The organism is Enterococcus sp. DIV0840, assembly GCF_050527835.1.
In the GTDB taxonomy this organism is placed as follows: domain Bacteria; phylum Bacillota; class Bacilli; order Lactobacillales; family Enterococcaceae; genus Enterococcus_L; species Enterococcus_L ureasiticus.
Genome location: NZ_CP172876.1, coordinates 2,653,357 through 2,670,630 on the forward strand (window position 1 = coordinate 2,653,357; position 17,274 = coordinate 2,670,630).

Below are 17,274 nucleotides of genomic sequence, written 5' to 3' on the forward strand. Positions count from 1 at the left end.
CTGATACAATCTCTGTATCAGCCCTTCTTTTTTTATGCTTTAACTAGACGGTAAACTTTTTTGAAATAAAATACACGAGCAATCAGGTAGTAAACGATTTGAATGAATACAAACACGCCTAATACTTGCCAACCTGCTAACTGCATCCCTTGATCAAACATATGATACATTGCAGTAAGTGCAACTGCCCCATGGATCACAGAAACAATGATTGGTGTAAAGAACAAGATTCCTACTTGCTGATAAATCATTTTCTTTAATTCTTTTTTTGCTAATCCCATCTTGTAAATCATCTTGAATTTCTCTACATCGACATCCATATCACTGTATAATCTGAAATATAAGAAACTTCCAGCTGAGACAAAGAAGACGATCCCGATAAAGATTCCTACGAATAGAATTGGTGCATACACGTCAGTAATTGATTGTTGCGTATAGCTTTTTGCCATAAACGGTATGTTTTTTTCTTGGAATTCACCAACTGAAACTAGCTTCTCGTAGCTGGTATTTTTAGGTTGCCAAACAGTCATTGTTCTACTTTCTAAGTTTTGTAAATCAGTAGTATCTGGTACAATCACGATTGTTCCATAAACAGAAACTACATTCGTTTTTTCTGTTTTAGAAACAGGTAAAGTTGCTTCATTTGGCAGTTTCACTTCATTTATTGTTACTTCTTTTACTCCTATATCGTTCTTAGGTAATAATTGAACAGCTTTATCCTGAGTTTGAATTGTCGGTTGCTTAATCAATTCTGCGAGATGATTATACTCGGATTCCTTAATAAAACCAACTTGATCAGCATTTGTATAAGTCGTTAATTCACCCTCATTCACTTGAATCCCTTTATCAGCCAATAGCTGATTAAAGTTCTGTTTTATAGAGGCTGTTTCTTCAGCTGTTCCTGAGATTTCAAACTCATATGGATTTTGCTTCATACTTTCTAAAATCATATTTTGAAACCCATACAATGTCCCAATGGCAGCAAAAGCCACAGTTGAAATAATTGATACCAAGAAAAATGAGCGTGCATTATCCTTCATACGGAAAGCTAAATCAGAAAAAACCACCATATTCGTTTTTTTCCAAAAAATAGTTTCTTTCTTTTTAACCCCTTCGATAACTGAAACACTTAGCTGATTGAATAAAAAACGTGTACCGGTAACCACTAAGAAAATAACCGGAATCATGACCACGGGTACTAGCATCCCTTTGACTAACAACGCAATTGCATACCCTGCACCAATCAATAACAAGGCTAAGATTGTTTTAATATGCGAGCTTTTGATCGTACCTTTTCCGAGATCTCCTGCATTTAACAATTCCTGTAAGCTTAACTTTGGCAGACGGAACTGAATGAAAAACGAAATAGCTAAAAACAGAACAGCAAAGGAAAGAACGGTTAAAACAAGTGCCTGTGCTGGAAAATAAAATCCAAATTTGACATGCATCAATTTATTACTTAACCACAAGATCACTTGTGAAAAACCGATTCCTGCAATACTTCCAATAATCGTAGCAAAAAAACCAATGACTAAATTTTCAATAAAAACCATTTTTTTCAGTTGCTTCGGACTCATTCCTTGAATCATCAACAGTCCAAATTCTTTTTTCCTAGACTGAATAAACACATCCATCGAGTACAAAACAAAGAAAAATGCAAAGCCGTAAATAATGATCGCAGCAGCTAACATACCCATTTTTGCATTACGATTTAAATCATTGCCCAACGCCGGATGAAATGCAAAAACCGTAAATGTGAAAAATACCATTACTGAAAATAGTGTACTTAGAAAATAAGCCATATAAAGATGCTTATTTCGTAAGGTATTTCGAATAACAAATTGACTAAAACTCATTATCGACACCTTCAATCTCAGATAGTTTCACCATGATTTCATCGTAAAACATCTTTTGATTTCCATTATGATGGATCTCATCAATCAGTTCACCATCTTTGATAAACACGATTCGCTTGCAATAACTTGCTGCTAGAGGATCATGAGTAACCATTAAAATCGTTGCTTTTTCTTCTTCGTTTAATTGTTGCAATAACTGCATTACATCTTTTGATGATTTCGTATCTAAATTCCCTGTAGGTTCATCCGCCAATAATAATTGTGGTTGATGAATCATTGCCCGAGCTACAGCAACACGTTGGGCTTGTCCACCAGAAATTTCTGGGATTCGTTTTTTCAATAAACTTGCAATTCCCAAACGTTTAGCTAAAAGATCAAGCTGCTTTTTCATCACTGAAATTTTTTCTCCATCCAATGTTAACGGCAAAATAATATTTTCTTCTACTGTTAAGGTTGGCATTAAATTAAAACTTTGAAAAATAAATCCTAACTCTCTACGTCTGAATTTAGCGATTTCTTCTTGATTCAACTGATTTGGATCTTTTCCATTCATTAAGATCTGTCCATCTGTTGGCTGATCGATTGTTGCCAAAAGGTTCAAAAAGGTACTTTTTCCACTTCCGGAAGGCCCCATGATCCCAATAAATTCACTGTCATTAACGTTTAAGTTCAAGCCTTTTAAGGCTTCATATTTAATTTCTTGTCCATATGTTTTAGATAAATTTTCTACTTGTAACATCATTATCTCTCCCTTTCTCTACTTCGCAAGTCTAGTCCAATTACGACGAACACACCATAGAAAAAAATAACAGATTGCTTACATTTTTGTAAGTAACCTGTTATTTCTTTACGCTTCATATTCAATCACATATGGATAAAGAGCTGTATTGTAGATTGCTTCGGAATACTCAACGATTTTTCCCGATAGCCCTATTGATTTTCTAATTCGTTTTAACCCATTTTTCTCAGTAGTAGCTAGAATTTGTTGTTGTTCTGCCGTTAATTCAACAGTTTGGAAACTATCTTCAAACTTAATGATCTCGATACCATGTTGATCCATTAGGCGATATAATGATTCATTTTCAAAATCTTCCAAAGGAACATCCGCTAAACTATTCGGTAAAAAGTAGTTAAAGTAAATATATGGTTGGTCATCTAAAGTATATAGGCGGGAAACTTTTACTGCATTTTCACCTAAAGATTGATAAATTGGAGAATCAGAGTCTAACGTTACTTTCTCCAAATTCAAAATTTTCTTCGCTACTTTTTGTCCAGACTCATTTAAATATTCTGTAAATGTTCCAGCTTTAGACAATTTATTGTAGGGACGGTTACTTAAAACAGTCGTTCCTTTCCCACTTTTTTTCTCTACTAATTCTTCTGATGATAATAACTCGATTGCACGACGAACAGTTATTTTGCTTACGTCAAACAATTGTTCAAGCTCAGCTTCTGTTGGCAATAATGAACCTACTGGATATGTACCATTCATGATATCTGATTTGATTTGCTCTGCTACGTCTAAATATAGTACGCTTTTTCTTCTCATGTGATCCATCCTTATACTCTTTATTTAGTCTATCGTTTCATTTTTATTTATTCGCTATTCATTTAGATTACCCTAATTCTAATCGTATTTATGATTTAATTCAACTTTCCATCTAATTATTCAATAGTATTTCATACATTATACCAAAGATTACATTTATGGAAAACCTATTTGGAGAAGCTGCTCAAATAAAGTATACGCAATTAGACAATCAATAAAAAAATGGAGCAAGCTTTCAAGCTTACTCCATTTCCTTTAGCCATTATTTTTACTCAGGACCATGATCCATCGGCATATCTTCTGGTACAGGCTCAAGAAAGACTTTTCTTGGTTTACTCCCTTCAGAGGGTCCAATTACACCATGAGCTTCTAATTCGTCGACTAAACGTGCTGCACGATTATAACCGATTCTAAAGCGTCTTTGCAGCAAGGATATACTTGCTGTCTGCATTTCTACGACCAAGGCTTTGGCTTCTTCATACAGTTCATCTTGTGACGCTTCGCTGCTGCCACCAGTTGTTTCTTCTTCCGTTGGCATCATACTTTCTTGATAATCTGCTTCTTGTTGCTCTGTTACAAAAGCAACGATTCGTTCGACCTCATGATCAGAAATAAAAGCACCTTGCACTCGAATTGGTTTATTTTCACCCATCGGCAAGAACAACATATCTCCCCGACCTAAAAGTTTTTCTGCCCCATTACTATCAATGATAGTCCGTGAATCAGTCCCACTGGAAACGGCAAACGCCATTCTAGAAGGAACGTTCGCTTTGATGATCCCTGTGATAACATCCACACTTGGGCGTTGTGTTGCTAAAATCATATGGATTCCGGCTGCACGAGCCATTTGTGCTAAACGAATGATTGCATCCTCTACTTCATTGCTGGCAACCATCATCAAGTCGGCTAATTCATCAACGATCACCACAATAAATGGCAGTATCGGACGATTTTCACCATCTTCTAAATTCTTTTGAATCACTAATTCATTATATCCCGAAATATTTCGAACCCCAGTGGCTGCAAATTTTTCATAACGGAATTCCATTTCCTGCACGACTTTTTGCAAAGCTTGAGCAGCTTTTCGTGGATTTGTTACGACTGGTGTCAACAGATGAGGAATCCCATTGTAGACATTCAACTCCACCATCTTTGGATCGATCATCATTAGTTTTACTTCATGCGGTTTGGCTCTCATTAAGAGACTTGAGATAATGCCATTGATTGCAACAGACTTCCCACTACCAGTTGAACCTGCGATCAGTAAGTGAGGCATTTTAGCTAAATCAGCGGATTGAACCATGCCTGAAATATCTCTTCCGAGTGGAACTTCCAATAATTTATCTGGGTGACTTGGTTGTGCCTCGATAATATCTCTAAATGAAACGGTACTTACAGTACTGTTCGGCACTTCGATCCCAATCAATGATTTGCCTGGAATTGGTGCTTCCATCCGCACATCTTTGGCAGCGAGCGCTAAGGCAATATCATCCGTCAAACTAACAATTTTACTCACTTTAACGCCCACAGCTGGCTGAATTTCAAACTTCGTTACAGCAGGTCCAAGGCTTGCTTTAACAACTTTTGCATCCACACCAAAACTTTTGAATGTTTGTTCTAACACACCAATATTTTTTTCGATTTTTTGGTACTCACCACTTTGATCAGCAGATGGAATCGAATCTAATAAGGTTGATGGCGGCAACTCATAATCTCGATCTTCTGCTTCTTCTGAAATTTCAAAATCCAATTCGCCGCCTTCATCCATTTCAGGTTCAGTAACTACTTTTTGCTGTACAGGTTGCACTTCAGCCTGGCTTTGGAAACTATCGATTGGAACCAGTGTTAACTGTTCTGGCTCCTGCAATTCTTTTTCTTCTTGTTCCCATGCTTCTTGCGCTAATTTTTCACCTGGTGTCATTTCTCTCACATCATTTTTCAGACGTTCCTGAGCTCGTTTCTCCATTTCGGCCTGTTTAGCCGCACGTTTTTCTGCTCGCTTAGCTTCTTTCTCAGCTTGACGCTCTCCGCTTCTAGCAGTTAAAGCACTAAGCTTTTCCCGAATGACCTGTAACCCACTCATCACTTGCTGAAAATCGAGCATACTCATCAAAAATGCACCGATCAAAATCAGCAATCCAGCAATCAAGTAGCTACCAAACTGCGCAACTAAAAAGAAAGTGAAACTGTACAGTCCTGCTCCAATCATTCCGCCACCGACATTTTGCGCTACAGTGCTTGCTTTTAGATCCATTCTAAGAAATTCCCACGTAGTACCAATGATATCTGGTGTTTGCGTGCCGACATTACGAAACATGTAAGCTTGTAGAAATAGCAAAATACCCAAGTAAACAAAGACTCCGCCAATTATCGGTCGACTCTTTTTGATTGGAAATTCTTTACCAAATATAACTAAAGAAAGTCCATAAAGCATAAGTAAAATAGCTGCTACTGGAAATGTATTTCCTATACCCACACGTAACCCATTGGCGATCAAGGTGCCAAGAAATCCTAATTTTAAGAGTCCAAATAATCCGAAGAAGATAAAAAAGATACCAAGAAAAATGAAATTAAGATGTTCTTGCTGCTGTTGCTGTTTTTTTGTCTTTTTCTTTTTTGCACTTTTCCTTTTTTGTGCCATGTAACATCCCTCTTTTCAATCAGTATCCATTATACCTAAAAAACGAGCCGAACAAAAGTACCCCCATTGTTTCTCTTAAAATTTTAATGATTTTAAATCGAAATCCCTTTATTAACTGACTTGTTGCTTATGAATACCAATCCCTGTGATACCAGAAAGAATCGATAAAATCGGACATAGTAAAATAAAGAAACTAAACGGTGCATATTCCAATGTAGAGACTTGTAATGTACTTGCCATAAATACACCACTCACGCCCCAAGGAATCAGTGAATTCAGTACCGTTCCCGAATCTTCTAATGCTCTAGAAAGAACTTCTGGGGCAAGTCCTGCTTTATCATAACTTTCCTTAAATGCCCGTCCAGGAAGGATAATGGATAAATACTGTTCTCCAATCATCAAATTAGCCAACGCACCACTAAACACCGTTGCAGTAACTAAACTACCTGTTGATTTTAGTTTTTCAGCAAGCGGCGCCATTAAGACCGTGATCACGTCCATCTTCATAAGTAAACCACCTAAAGATAAGGTTAACAGAATCAATGAAACTGACCACATCATACTTTGGATACCACCTCGAGTCAACAAGGCATCGATTTGCTCCATTCCTGTCTCAGATACAAAGCCATTTTCTAAAATCGTACTTAATTGTTTTAAATCAACATTTTGGGTCTGAATCATATACATGACACTGGAAAGCAAAATCGTGACTAACAATGAAGCAATTGCCGGAACACGTTTGATCGAGCATAAAACAAGTAACAAAATCGGCAGAACTGCCCACCAACTGATGGCAAAATTGGCTTGTAACACATCTAAAAACTGTTTTGTTTCTAAATCAGTTTGTCCAATTTTCGTTTGAAACCCAATAACTGCATAAAGGATAAACGAAATAACAAAAGCTGGAACCGTCGTCCACATCATATTTCTAATATGTTTAAATAAATCAGCTCCCGCAACAGCTGAAGCTAAATTCGTGGTATCTGAAAGAGGTGACATCTTGTCTCCAAATACAGCACCTGAAATGATTGCTCCTGCTAAGATAGCAGAGTTGAATCCCATTGAAATCCCCATGCCCATTAAAGCCAAACCAATTGTTGAAACCGTTGTAAAGGCACTTCCAATCGAAATCCCAACAACGGCACAGCTAACAAACGCAGAAGGTAAAAAGATACTCGTACTGATAACCGAAAATCCTGCGTACATCATCGTTGGAATGACACCACTTGCGATCCAAACTGCAATCAAAGCACCAATTAAAATGAAAATAACCATAGGAATAATCCCTGTTTTCACACCTTCTATGATTCCTTCATGGATTTTATCCCATGAAGCTCCACGCCATTTACTCCAGCCAATCAGTAAACCTAGTGCACATAATACGGGGAAAATCGGACTCATACCGACACCGATAACACAAATACTGATAATCAATAATAATGACAAAAATATAAACAATGCTTCTTTTACACTTAATTCTTTCTTCATTTACGTTCCTCATTTTTCTTATAAATTAATTTTTGAAAACAAAAAAATCCCTAACAATCAGAAATAGACTGTCAGGGACGAATAAACGTCAGAAACAAAAATTTTATTTTGTCTCATACGCATAAATACACGCGGTACCACCCATAGTTGAAATTATAAATAATTTCCACTCAAAAGACGCTAACGGATCTCACCCGAATAGAACATTTCGCTCCAGATTTGTAATTCAAGTAGTTATTTTGGTCAACTTCCATCTGCCGTTGACTTTCTGTCATTTCAAAACAACTCTCTACTGTGAATCCTTCCCAGCTCTTGTTTGTATTTTTATTTTTAACGGTAAAAATCAAAGCGGCCTTTAGCTAACATTTCTTTGATCCCGCCTGTTTCAAATAACGAACGATCCATGATCACTTTTTTGATAACAGAAGCTGGATATCCTTTAACTTCCATTTTTCCAACTTCACCAAAGGCATGACTGTTACCGATAGAAGCAACTGAACCTAATGATTTAAAGGTAAACTCTTTCGTTGGTTCCCCTTTTAATTGGGCTTTGATATTTTTCCCAGCATGCTCACCCATTTTAAGTGAAATTTGTGCAGTCGTTGGATATGGGCGATTAGACTCTTTATCCATCACAGCAGAACAATCACCAATGATATAAACGTTACTATGATCTGCATCTGTTAAATCAGGTTTGACCATCACACGGCCGCGTTTAGCTGCAAAACCAGAATCTCCAACAACGTGACTCCCACTAACACCCGTTGTCCAGATGATTGTCTTAGCGTTCAATTCATTTAATTCGTTTGTTTCTTGATTATCTAAATAAACAACAGTATCTTGTTTAATTTCTTTGATCGGTTTTCCAACTAAGAAATTAACACCCCATTTTTTCAAATGATCGATGCCATAGCCGCCAAGTTTTTCACTAAACATTGGCAATAAACGAGTGACAGCTTCAACACAGTATAATTGAATTTTATCAGGTTCAACACCAGCGATTTCAGCTAGTTTTTTCTTTCCTTCATGTAAAGAACCTAATAATTCAATTCCTGTAAAACCAGCACCGCAGACAACGATTTTTAAGCAATTTTCGTCTTTGGTTTCTTTATAAGCTTCCATTTGCTCTGTTAGATGTTGATACACTTTTTCTGATGTTGGGATATCGACCATTTTTAATGAGAACTCTTCAACACCAGGTATGCCGAACGATTCTGACTCGTACCCTAATGCGACGATCAAATAATCATAAGAAATCGCTTCTTGATCTTTCAAATGAACCAGTTGGTTTTCACTATCGATTTTTTCCACTCTGCCTTGTACAAAAGTCGTACATGCTGATTTTACCACATCTTTGATTGGATAAGTGATTCTTTCTGATGTTTGGATACCTGCTGCAACCTCGTGGATATCGGTTGCTTCAAAGTGGTAATCATTTTGATCGACCAATGTGATTTTTAGATCATTGGTGCCTTTTTGTAATTCATGTAGCGCTCTTAAACCGGCATAGCCAGCGCCTAAAATAACGACGTGCTTACTCATTTTAAAAATCCCCTCTTAACCTTTTTATTTATTATTTAAGCCACAATCCTATGGCAAAAAATACAACTTGTGCAAGTGCTCCGACTGCCAAAATTCTCACGGCGCAAATAAATGTCTTTGTTTTGACCTGTTCGTTTAAAAATAACTTTGTTTGTTTCCAAATAAAGGGCAAAACGAGTAACGTCAATAACATCGTAAGTGGCGTTAAACCTAAAATAACGCTCAACACGATCGATGCAAATGCAATCACGATCAATCCGACAAACAAACCAATCGATGCTTTCTTCCCTAAATAATGCACTAAGGTAAAGCGATGATTCATTTCATCTTCTTCTAAATCACAAATATTATTTGCTAACATTAAATTAGCGATCAAACAAGTATTAGGCAATGACACTAAAAAGATACTGCCAATATTACTCATTGTCCACTGAAAAGAATCAAATGTATTGATATAGACACAAATCAACATGATCATAAAGCCCATTGTAAATCCTGAAAAGAATTCACCCAAAGGCAAGCTTGATAATGGTTTAGGTCCAGATGAATAAAAGATTCCGATCAGGTAGCAATAAAGTCCCAGCCATAACAACGGCCAGCCGACAACCATAGACAGACCGATCCCCATCAAGGCAGAAATTGCCACCATCCAAATGATCCAGCGGCGAATCATCGGCAAGGATAGATTTTCCCGCCCGATAATATTCGTTTTCTCTTTGTAATCATGCCCTTCTTTGGCATGATGGTAATCATTATAGTTATCTAAAATATCAACAGCCATATTAAAAATAAACATCGCAATAAAATAAATAAGAACATATCCTAAATGTAAACTTTCATAATGGTACCAACTAAAACAAATCCCTAAGAGAAAGGGTAAAACACTGGCTGACTTTGCTTTTAGTTCAACTAATTCAAAAAAAACTTCTCTATTCAAATTATACTCTTCTCTCCTTATAATATTTAGTTTTATGCTCACAGAATAATTTGCTTGTATTTCTTTACTAACATCGTATACAATCAATAGTATTGAATTACTGAAAGGAATATTGGTTATGAATGATTTTTGGAAAGAATTTCCTATTATCCAACAACAATTAAATGAAACTTGTGAACTGATCAAACATCAAGTTAAAATACGAAACAAAGAAATTGAAGCAGCTCTGATCGAACTAACCTATTCAGGCGGAAAATTACTACGCCCTGCCTTCTTTTTTTTATTTGCTCAAATCGGTGATGAACAAAAACAAGACCATAAACAACTAATCAAAATCGCCGCTTCGATCGAAATCCTACACATGGCAACATTGATACATGATGACATCATCGATGACTCACCACTGCGTAGAGGAGCCGTTACGATCCAATCCCGCTATGGTAAAGATATTGCTGTTTACACAGGGGATTTATTATTTACTGAATTTTTTGAATTACTTGCTGAAACGATGAATGGTTCTGATTTTCTACATACAAACGCTTCTGCGATGAAACGGTTACTACTTGGTGAATTAGATCAAATGCATACACGCTATAAAAAAGATATGACTATTTCTGATTACTTACGCAGCGTCAATGGAAAAACAGCCGAATTATTCTCTTTAAGCTGTCTGGAAGGTGCTCATTTTGGTTATGCTAGTCTAGAAGTACAACGTTTAGCAAAACGAATTGGTCGGCATATCGGCATTGCGTTTCAAGTTTATGATGATATCTTAGACTATACAGCAGATGTAAAAACCTTGAAAAAACCCGTTTTAGAAGATCTAGCACAAGGAGTCTACACGTTACCCTTGATTTTAGCAATGCAAAAAGCGCCAGAACGCTTTGCTGTTTATTTAGAAAAAGGTGCTGCTATCACAGACATACAAGCTACTGAAACAGCAAAACTCGTTCACGAGCTAGACGGAGTTAATGATGCTAAAGCATTTGCGAAACGTGTCACTGAAAAAGCATTGACCGATATCGAAAAATTACCCGATTGTTTAGGTAAAGAACAACTAACTTTACTAACAGAATTATTACTGCAGCGGTCATTCTAATTCCGTACTAAGCTTTTAAAAGTTTGAGGCAAAGCTCATAGAGTTTTGCCTCATCTTTTTATTTTATTCGTAAATAAGTACTTTCGTCAACCAATCAATTCTTGTTCATGCCTCGATCAATTGCATACAATTGTTGATAATGAAGATTTGTTGCTAACAATTCTTGTGGTGAACCACTCATTTCCAATTGCCCATCTTCAATGAATATCACTCGATCCATCATATGAACACCTTGAAGATGATGAGTGATCCAAATAATAGTTTTATCTTTTAACGTATCAAAAAATGTATCTAATAATTGTTGCTCAGTAATAGGATCCAGACCCGTCGTTGGTTCGTCTAGTAGTACAACTGGTGTATCTTGAAGTAAAATCCGAGCCAATGCCAAACGATGACGTTCACCACCAGAAAAACGCAAACCGGCTTCATCCACCATTGTTAGTAATCCTTCAGGCAACCCTTCGATCATTTCCTTAAGGCCAACCTTGTCCAATACTTGCCAAACTTCTTCTTCTGAGGCTTCTTCTCGTCCAATTCGGACATTATTTAAAATCGTTGTTCTGAAAAGATAAGGTGCTTGGTGAATCACACCGATTGATTTTGTGATTTGATCACCAAACTCAGCCGTTTTAATTCCACCTAATGTAATCGTTCCTTTATCAGGCTGTAAATCTCCACGGATCAACGTTGCCAAGGTACTTTTACCTGAACCACTACGTCCCAAAATCGCCAATTTTTCTTTTGAATGAATAGTCAAATTCAAGTCTTCTAAAACAAGCTTTGATGTTCCTTCATAAGAAAATGATATATCACTAATTTTAATTTCTGTATCTGTGATCGTTAGATCTTTTGGCACAACGTTTACTTCTTCTGGTTCAGGTAAATCGTTCAAACGTTTGATTGAATCTTTATAGATATTTGTTTCTTGTGCTGCATCAGGCAGTGGCGCAAAAGCATCAATCAACGGGAATACCGTCAACGTAAATGCTGCGATCCAATTAGCTGCACCGCCATGATTGCCCGGAAAACGAACACTCGTCCAAGCTAAAATCGCGACAGTGATCACACCTAATGCAACCTGTAAAACAAAATCACGAAAACGATTAAAACGTTTAATTTGTTCATCTAACTGACGAAGTTTTGCCTCTTCCGCTTCATAAGAATGAACAAATTCCTGACCACGTTGGCTGAATACCCAATCAGAAACACCTAAAATATTATCTGTCAGTGTTTTATATAATTCATTTTTAGAAACTTTTTGCTTTTCTTGTCTAGCACCATTCACTAAAACTGAGATTAAAGGCAATAGAAAAATCACGACGCCTAACATCAATAACATACACAAACCAAACCACCATGAAAACAAACCTAGTCCAATAATAATAAAGATATATAACAACCAAGCGATCACTGTTGGGAAAATTGTGCGTAAATATAAATTCTGCAAGTGATTGATATCTTCAGACAACAAGCCTAAAATATCACCTGTTTGGTATTTTGATTTAAAGAAAATCGCATCTTTCTCTAAAACCATATAAAGCTTCAGACGTAAGTCAGACGTCATTTTAAGGACCCAGTTATGACTGACTAAACGCTCGATATAACGAAAAACTGGACGACTGATCCCAAAGGCACGTGTTAATACGATTGGAATATAAATCATCAAAATATTTTCCGGAAGTGACGCTGCTCGGCTAATTAAATAACCTGAATTAAACATCAATGCGCCTGCACTAAAGAAGGTCAAAAAGCCTAAAACCAAAGCTAGATACAATAAACCTTTATACTTTTTCAAGAATGGTTTGACCCATTGATCTTTTTCGTATAATTCTTTATTTGTTGGGGTATTTTCCATTATTCTGTCCCCCTCATTTGATTCACTAATTTCACATAGTAACCATTTTTCTCAGTCAATTCAGCTAGCGTTCCCGCTTCAACCAGCTGCCCTTTATCCATCACTAAAATATAATCCATTTCTGCCATCCAATGTAATCGATGAGTAGCAAAAAAGACAAGATGATCTTTCATCAAAGGCAACATTCTTTCCTTTAATTCCACTTCCGTTTCGATATCTAAGTGAGCGGTTGGTTCATCAAACAATAGAATGCGACGTGTTTTGTCTAGAAAAGCTCTAGCAAGCGCTACACGCTGTGCTTGTCCGCCACTTAACATTCTCCCACTTTCACCGATCACCGTGTTTAAACCGTCTGTAAGCTCTGTTACAAGCGTTTCTAATCCGACTAATTGAACTGCGGCTAACACTTGCTCATCTGTCGCATCTGGCGTGTAAAAACGGACATTGTTCGCTAAGGTATCTTGGAAAATATAAGGTGCTTGCGGAATATAAAGTACTTGCTTCTGCCATTCTCTTTGCAGAAAATGCGGAATCACTTGTCCATCGACTTCGATTTTTGTCGTTTCAGCATCTGGTTCTAAAAAACCGCTCAATACATTGATCAAGGTTGATTTACCCGAGCCGCTAGCGCCGATGATCCCAATTTTTTGATACCCTTTTGCTACAAAATCCAAGTTTTTTAAAGCAGGTTGTGTTGCTTCTTCATATTGGAACGTCAAATGATCAGCTGATAATTCACTCAACGCTGTCCAATCCCCTAAAGTAAGACGATCCGTTTCAGTCATTTCTGGTAAATCCAAGACAGCCTGAATTGCTTGGAATGAATTTTTCCCATCCAGCGTCGCATGATAATCACTAGCAAAATCACGAACTGGTAAGAAGAACTCAGGTGCTAAAATCAACGTCGTCAAAGCTGGAAATAGTAGAATCCCACCTTCCAACAAACTCAATCCTAAAAACACCGCCACAACAGCTACAGACAATGTTGTAAAAAAATCCAAAGCAAACGTTGATAGAATCGCGATCTTCAGTGTACTCATCGTCGCTTCTCTAAACCGTTCACTGGTATTATAAATACTACCTGCATATTTTTTACTCAAACCAAACAACTTCAACGTATCTAATCCTCGTAATGAATCTATAAAGTGATTAGACAAGATCTGAAAAGCTTTATATTGTTTATCCGCTTTACTTTGCGCTGCATATCCTAAAATAATCATAAAAATAATGATCATAGGAAACACAACCAATAAAACGATCCCTGAACGAATATCTAAAGTAAACACAAAAATCAAAATGATCCACGGAATGATCATCATATTCATGATTTTCATCAAGATCAAATGCAGATAATTCTCTGCCTGGCTGATTCCTTCAAGTGCCATTGTGATCATATTTCCCGTACCATTTTTTTGAACCACAGTTGGTCCAAGTCGAAACACTTTTTGTAACAAGGCTTCTCTTAATTCACGAGAGCGATCATAACTAAAGGTGTCCAACATTTTCTCACGAAGATACGTGATCACATGTCTGCCAGTATAAAACAAAAAGAACACCAAAATATCCAACAGCTGGTCGTTTAACTGACCACCTTCCCATAACCCAACAACGGCTTTAGATAAATAAAATGCTTGTCCTATAATAAATACTGCTTGCAGGAAAGAAAAACCTGCAAGCAAGATCATGATATTTTTGATTTTCGGCATTTTTAAGATGGCTTTATCGATCATCCTTCATACCCCACAGCTTCAATAGCTGGATGTTTGATACGTTTTCTAAAGACATAATAAGACCAACCTGTATAGGCTAATACAAAAGGTAAAATCGTTAATGATAACCATGTCATAGTTTTCAATGTATAAGGAGAACTTGAAGCATCTTTGATCAAGATGTCATAATACCCTTCACTACCAACCATCACACGTGGGAATAAACCACTGAATAATAAAGCAACTAAAAGAATCAATGTTAAGCCACTAGCAATAAAAGCCAACATTTCTTTTTTCTTAAAGACACTTACATTAGCAACGACTGTTAATGCAACGATTCCTACTACTAATAATAACGTCAAGACGAAATGATTATCAAAGAAATCTGTTTTAAAGTACAATAGTGCTGCAAACACAACTAAGCCAACATATAAAATCCAATAGAAGAATGACGCATAATTACGCGCACGTTCTCTGACTGGTCCTTCTGTTTTAAGTGCAATGTAGTTCAACCCATGCAAGTAGCACAATAATGCTAAAGCAACGCCACCTAAAACAGAAAATACATTGAAGTAGTCAGTAAATGAAGCCATCATATTCCCATCAACATCAAGCGGCATTCCTTGAACCAAATCAATGAATAAAACCCCAAAGAAAAATGGCACGATAAAACTACCAATTGATAATGTCCAGTTCCACATTCTGCGTCGTTTACCATCCGGCATACGATGACGGAATTCAAATGACACACCACGAATGATCAAACCAACTAAAATAATAAACAAAATCAAGTAAAATCCGCTAAATAATGAAGCATACCAGTATGGAAAAGAAGCAAACATCGCCCCACCTGCTGTTAATAACCATACTTCATTACCATCCCAAACCGGTCCAATCGTTTGGATGATCTGTTCTTTTTCTTCTTCATCGTGCGCTAATGTTTGAACCGACATCCCTACGCCAAAGTCAAAACCTTCTAGGAAGAAGAAGCCTGAGAATAAAATACCAATCAGTACAAACCAAAGTAATTGTAACGTACTCATTCGCCAAAGACCTCCTTATCAAATGGATCTACATCAGTAGAGTTCGCCTCTGCTAATTTCTTTTCTTCATAATCTGGTCCTTTTTTAAGTTCTACTGTGATCAAGTAAACCATCACTGAACCTAGACCTGCAAAAAGAATAAAGTAAATAATGTTCGATGTTAATAGTGAAGCCACTGATACGTTTGGTGACACACTATCTTCGATCGTAAATAGACCGTAAACAGTCCAAGGATAACGACCAAGTTCAGTGATCAACCAACCTGTTGTATTTGCTAAGAATGGTGCAAACGTGCATAATGCCACGATCCAAACCATCCAACGTTTTTCATAAAGTGAAGGTTTTTTCTTACGACTAAAGAATAATCCTAAAGCTGAAACTAATAGCATCAATGCACCAAATCCAGCCATGACTCTAAAGCTCCAGAATAATGTGTTGACTGGTGGATAATAATTTTTATCATCCCCATATTGTTCTTTCAAACGTTCATTCACAGTATCCATTCCATCAACGGAACCAGATAAACTATTATAAGAAAGAATACTTAGCATATAAGGAATTTGAATCCCAAATACTTGTTTGTGTTGGGCTTCATCTGCCCAAGCAATCAATGTCCAAGCAGCCGGATCACCTGAATCTTCGTAATCCCCTTCCATTGCTGCAAATTTCATTGGTTGATCATTGATCAAAGCTTTCATTTGTAAGTCACCTGTAAATAAAACAGAAAGTGAACCAAATAAAGCAATCCATAAACCAATGCGCATAGATGTTTTGTGGAAATTCATATCACGTTTTTTCAAAATTTGGAACGCAGCAAGACCTGCAACGATCATTCCGCCCATCACAATTGCACCAGACAGAACATGGGTAAACTCATACCAAACTTTTGGATTCCCAATTACAGCCCCAAAGTCAATTAACTCTGCACGGCCATTGTTTAATGTATACCCAACTGGATGTTGCATAAAGCTGTTTGCTGCTAAAATCCAGAAAGCGGACATCATTGACCCCAAGAATACCAACCAAATAAATGTTAAATGCAGTTTAGGATTTACTTTATCCCAAGTGAAAATCCATAAACCTAAGAATGTTGATTCTAAAAAGAATGCAAGTAACGCTTCAATCGCAAGTGGAGCACCAAAGATATCTCCGACAAAACGAGAATAATCTGACCAGTTCATCCCGAACTGGAATTCTTGAATAATTCCTGTTACAACTCCGACTGCAAAACTTAATAGAAAAATGTTGCCCCAAAACTTCGCCATTTTGCGATAATGTTCATCTTTTTTTACAACATACATCGTTTCCATGACTGCCACTACAAGTGCTAATCCTATTGAAAACGGTACGAAGAAGTAATGAAAGACTGTCGTCATTGCAAATTGGAATCTTGCTAATGTTACAATATCAAACATCAATAATCCCCCTTGTTTTTACGGTCTCCACAAAAAGAAAGAAGCTGATTTCATTCAAAATAATTATTCATTTAATACCGTTGGTTGGAACAGTCAAAATGAATCAAAACCCAGAATAAAATAAACCTAAATACAATATG

General features: G+C 36.8%; 12 protein-coding genes. 1 reads left to right on the forward strand and 11 read right to left on the reverse strand.

What is annotated here, in order from left to right; all coding sequences use genetic code 11:
• Positions 1-32: 32 nt before the first annotated feature.
• The 7 genes from IGL98_RS12695 to IGL98_RS12725 all read right to left on the reverse strand — a co-directional run bounded on the left by IGL98_RS12695 (position 33) and on the right by IGL98_RS12725 (position 10,013).
• Positions 33-1,856, reverse strand: coding sequence for an ABC transporter permease (locus IGL98_RS12695; RefSeq protein ID WP_206846265.1), 1,824 nt, complete (start codon positions 1,854-1,856; stop codon positions 33-35).
• Positions 1,846-2,595 carry an ABC transporter ATP-binding protein gene (locus tag IGL98_RS12700; protein WP_206846266.1) on the reverse strand — a complete coding sequence of 250 codons (750 nt, stop codon included), beginning with the start codon at positions 2,593-2,595 and terminating at the stop codon, positions 1,846-1,848. The genes IGL98_RS12695 and IGL98_RS12700 overlap by 11 nt, the downstream gene beginning before the upstream one ends.
• A 108-nt stretch (positions 2,596-2,703) precedes the next feature.
• The gene (locus tag IGL98_RS12705) at positions 2,704-3,405 is read right to left on the reverse strand and encodes a GntR family transcriptional regulator (RefSeq protein ID WP_206846267.1); all 702 of its coding nucleotides are present in this window, start codon (positions 3,403-3,405) and stop codon (positions 2,704-2,706) included.
• 268 nt (positions 3,406-3,673) lie between these two features.
• A complete protein-coding gene (locus IGL98_RS12710) occupies positions 3,674-6,046 on the reverse strand; it encodes a DNA translocase FtsK (RefSeq protein WP_206846268.1) in 2,373 nt (790 codons plus the stop codon).
• A 111-nt stretch (positions 6,047-6,157) separates the two neighbouring features.
• On the reverse strand, positions 6,158-7,534 hold the full coding sequence (nhaC, locus tag IGL98_RS12715) for a Na+/H+ antiporter NhaC (protein ID WP_206846273.1): 1,377 nt from the start codon (positions 7,532-7,534) through the stop codon (positions 6,158-6,160).
• 330 nt (positions 7,535-7,864) lie between these two features.
• A complete protein-coding gene (locus IGL98_RS12720) occupies positions 7,865-9,076 on the reverse strand; it encodes an NAD(P)/FAD-dependent oxidoreductase (protein WP_206846276.1) in 1,212 nt (403 codons plus the stop codon).
• Between the two features lie 31 nt (positions 9,077-9,107).
• Positions 9,108-10,013, reverse strand: a complete 906-nt coding sequence (locus tag IGL98_RS12725; protein ID WP_206911829.1) for a prenyltransferase — start codon at positions 10,011-10,013, stop codon at positions 9,108-9,110.
• A 118-nt stretch (positions 10,014-10,131) separates the two neighbouring features.
• Between IGL98_RS12725 and IGL98_RS12730 the strand changes: the two genes are divergently transcribed.
• Positions 10,132-11,112 carry a polyprenyl synthetase family protein gene (locus tag IGL98_RS12730; protein WP_206846279.1) on the forward strand — a complete coding sequence of 327 codons (981 nt, stop codon included), beginning with the start codon at positions 10,132-10,134 and terminating at the stop codon, positions 11,110-11,112.
• A gap of 94 nt (positions 11,113-11,206) precedes the next feature.
• Here IGL98_RS12730 and cydC read toward each other — a convergent pair whose 3' ends face one another.
• The 4 genes from cydC to IGL98_RS12750 are packed head-to-tail and all read right to left on the reverse strand — an operon-like array spanning position 11,207 to position 17,134.
• A complete protein-coding gene (gene cydC, locus IGL98_RS12735; RefSeq protein ID WP_206911830.1) occupies positions 11,207-12,967 on the reverse strand; it encodes a thiol reductant ABC exporter subunit CydC in 1,761 nt (586 codons plus the stop codon).
• Positions 12,967-14,697, reverse strand: a complete 1,731-nt coding sequence (cydD, locus tag IGL98_RS12740; protein ID WP_206846295.1) for a thiol reductant ABC exporter subunit CydD — start codon at positions 14,695-14,697, stop codon at positions 12,967-12,969. Before cydD ends, cydC begins: the two co-directional genes overlap by 1 nt.
• Positions 14,694-15,719 carry a cytochrome d ubiquinol oxidase subunit II gene (gene cydB, locus IGL98_RS12745; protein ID WP_206911831.1) on the reverse strand — a complete coding sequence of 342 codons (1,026 nt, stop codon included), beginning with the start codon at positions 15,717-15,719 and terminating at the stop codon, positions 14,694-14,696. Before cydB ends, cydD begins: the two co-directional genes overlap by 4 nt.
• Positions 15,716-17,134: a cytochrome ubiquinol oxidase subunit I gene (locus tag IGL98_RS12750; RefSeq protein ID WP_206846299.1), complete on the reverse strand. Its 1,419-nt coding sequence runs from the start codon at positions 17,132-17,134 to the stop codon at positions 15,716-15,718. Before IGL98_RS12750 ends, cydB begins: the two co-directional genes overlap by 4 nt.
• Positions 17,135-17,274 lie beyond the last annotated feature (140 nt).

Bases quoted from the DNA above. Each gene is read 5' to 3' on its own strand.
- IGL98_RS12695 (WP_206846265.1), bottom strand. From the start codon at position 1,856: ATGAGTTTTAGTCAATTTGTTATTCGAAATACCTTACGAAATAAGCAT.
- cydC (WP_206911830.1), bottom strand. From the start codon at position 12,967: ATGGAAAATACCCCAACAAATAAAGAATTATACGAAAAAGATCAATGG.
- IGL98_RS12710 (WP_206846268.1), bottom strand. From the start codon at position 6,046: ATGGCACAAAAAAGGAAAAGTGCAAAAAAGAAAAAGACAAAAAAACAG.
- IGL98_RS12730 (WP_206846279.1), top strand. From the start codon at position 10,132: ATGAATGATTTTTGGAAAGAATTTCCTATTATCCAACAACAATTAAAT.
- cydD (WP_206846295.1), bottom strand. From the start codon at position 14,697: ATGATCGATAAAGCCATCTTAAAAATGCCGAAAATCAAAAATATCATG.
- IGL98_RS12705 (WP_206846267.1), bottom strand. From the start codon at position 3,405: ATGAGAAGAAAAAGCGTACTATATTTAGACGTAGCAGAGCAAATCAAA.
- IGL98_RS12720 (WP_206846276.1), bottom strand. From the start codon at position 9,076: ATGAGTAAGCACGTCGTTATTTTAGGCGCTGGCTATGCCGGTTTAAGA.
- IGL98_RS12700 (WP_206846266.1), bottom strand. From the start codon at position 2,595: ATGTTACAAGTAGAAAATTTATCTAAAACATATGGACAAGAAATTAAA.
- IGL98_RS12750 (WP_206846299.1), bottom strand. From the start codon at position 17,134: ATGTTTGATATTGTAACATTAGCAAGATTCCAATTTGCAATGACGACA.
- nhaC (WP_206846273.1), bottom strand. From the start codon at position 7,534: ATGAAGAAAGAATTAAGTGTAAAAGAAGCATTGTTTATATTTTTGTCA.
- cydB (WP_206911831.1), bottom strand. From the start codon at position 15,719: ATGAGTACGTTACAATTACTTTGGTTTGTACTGATTGGTATTTTATTC.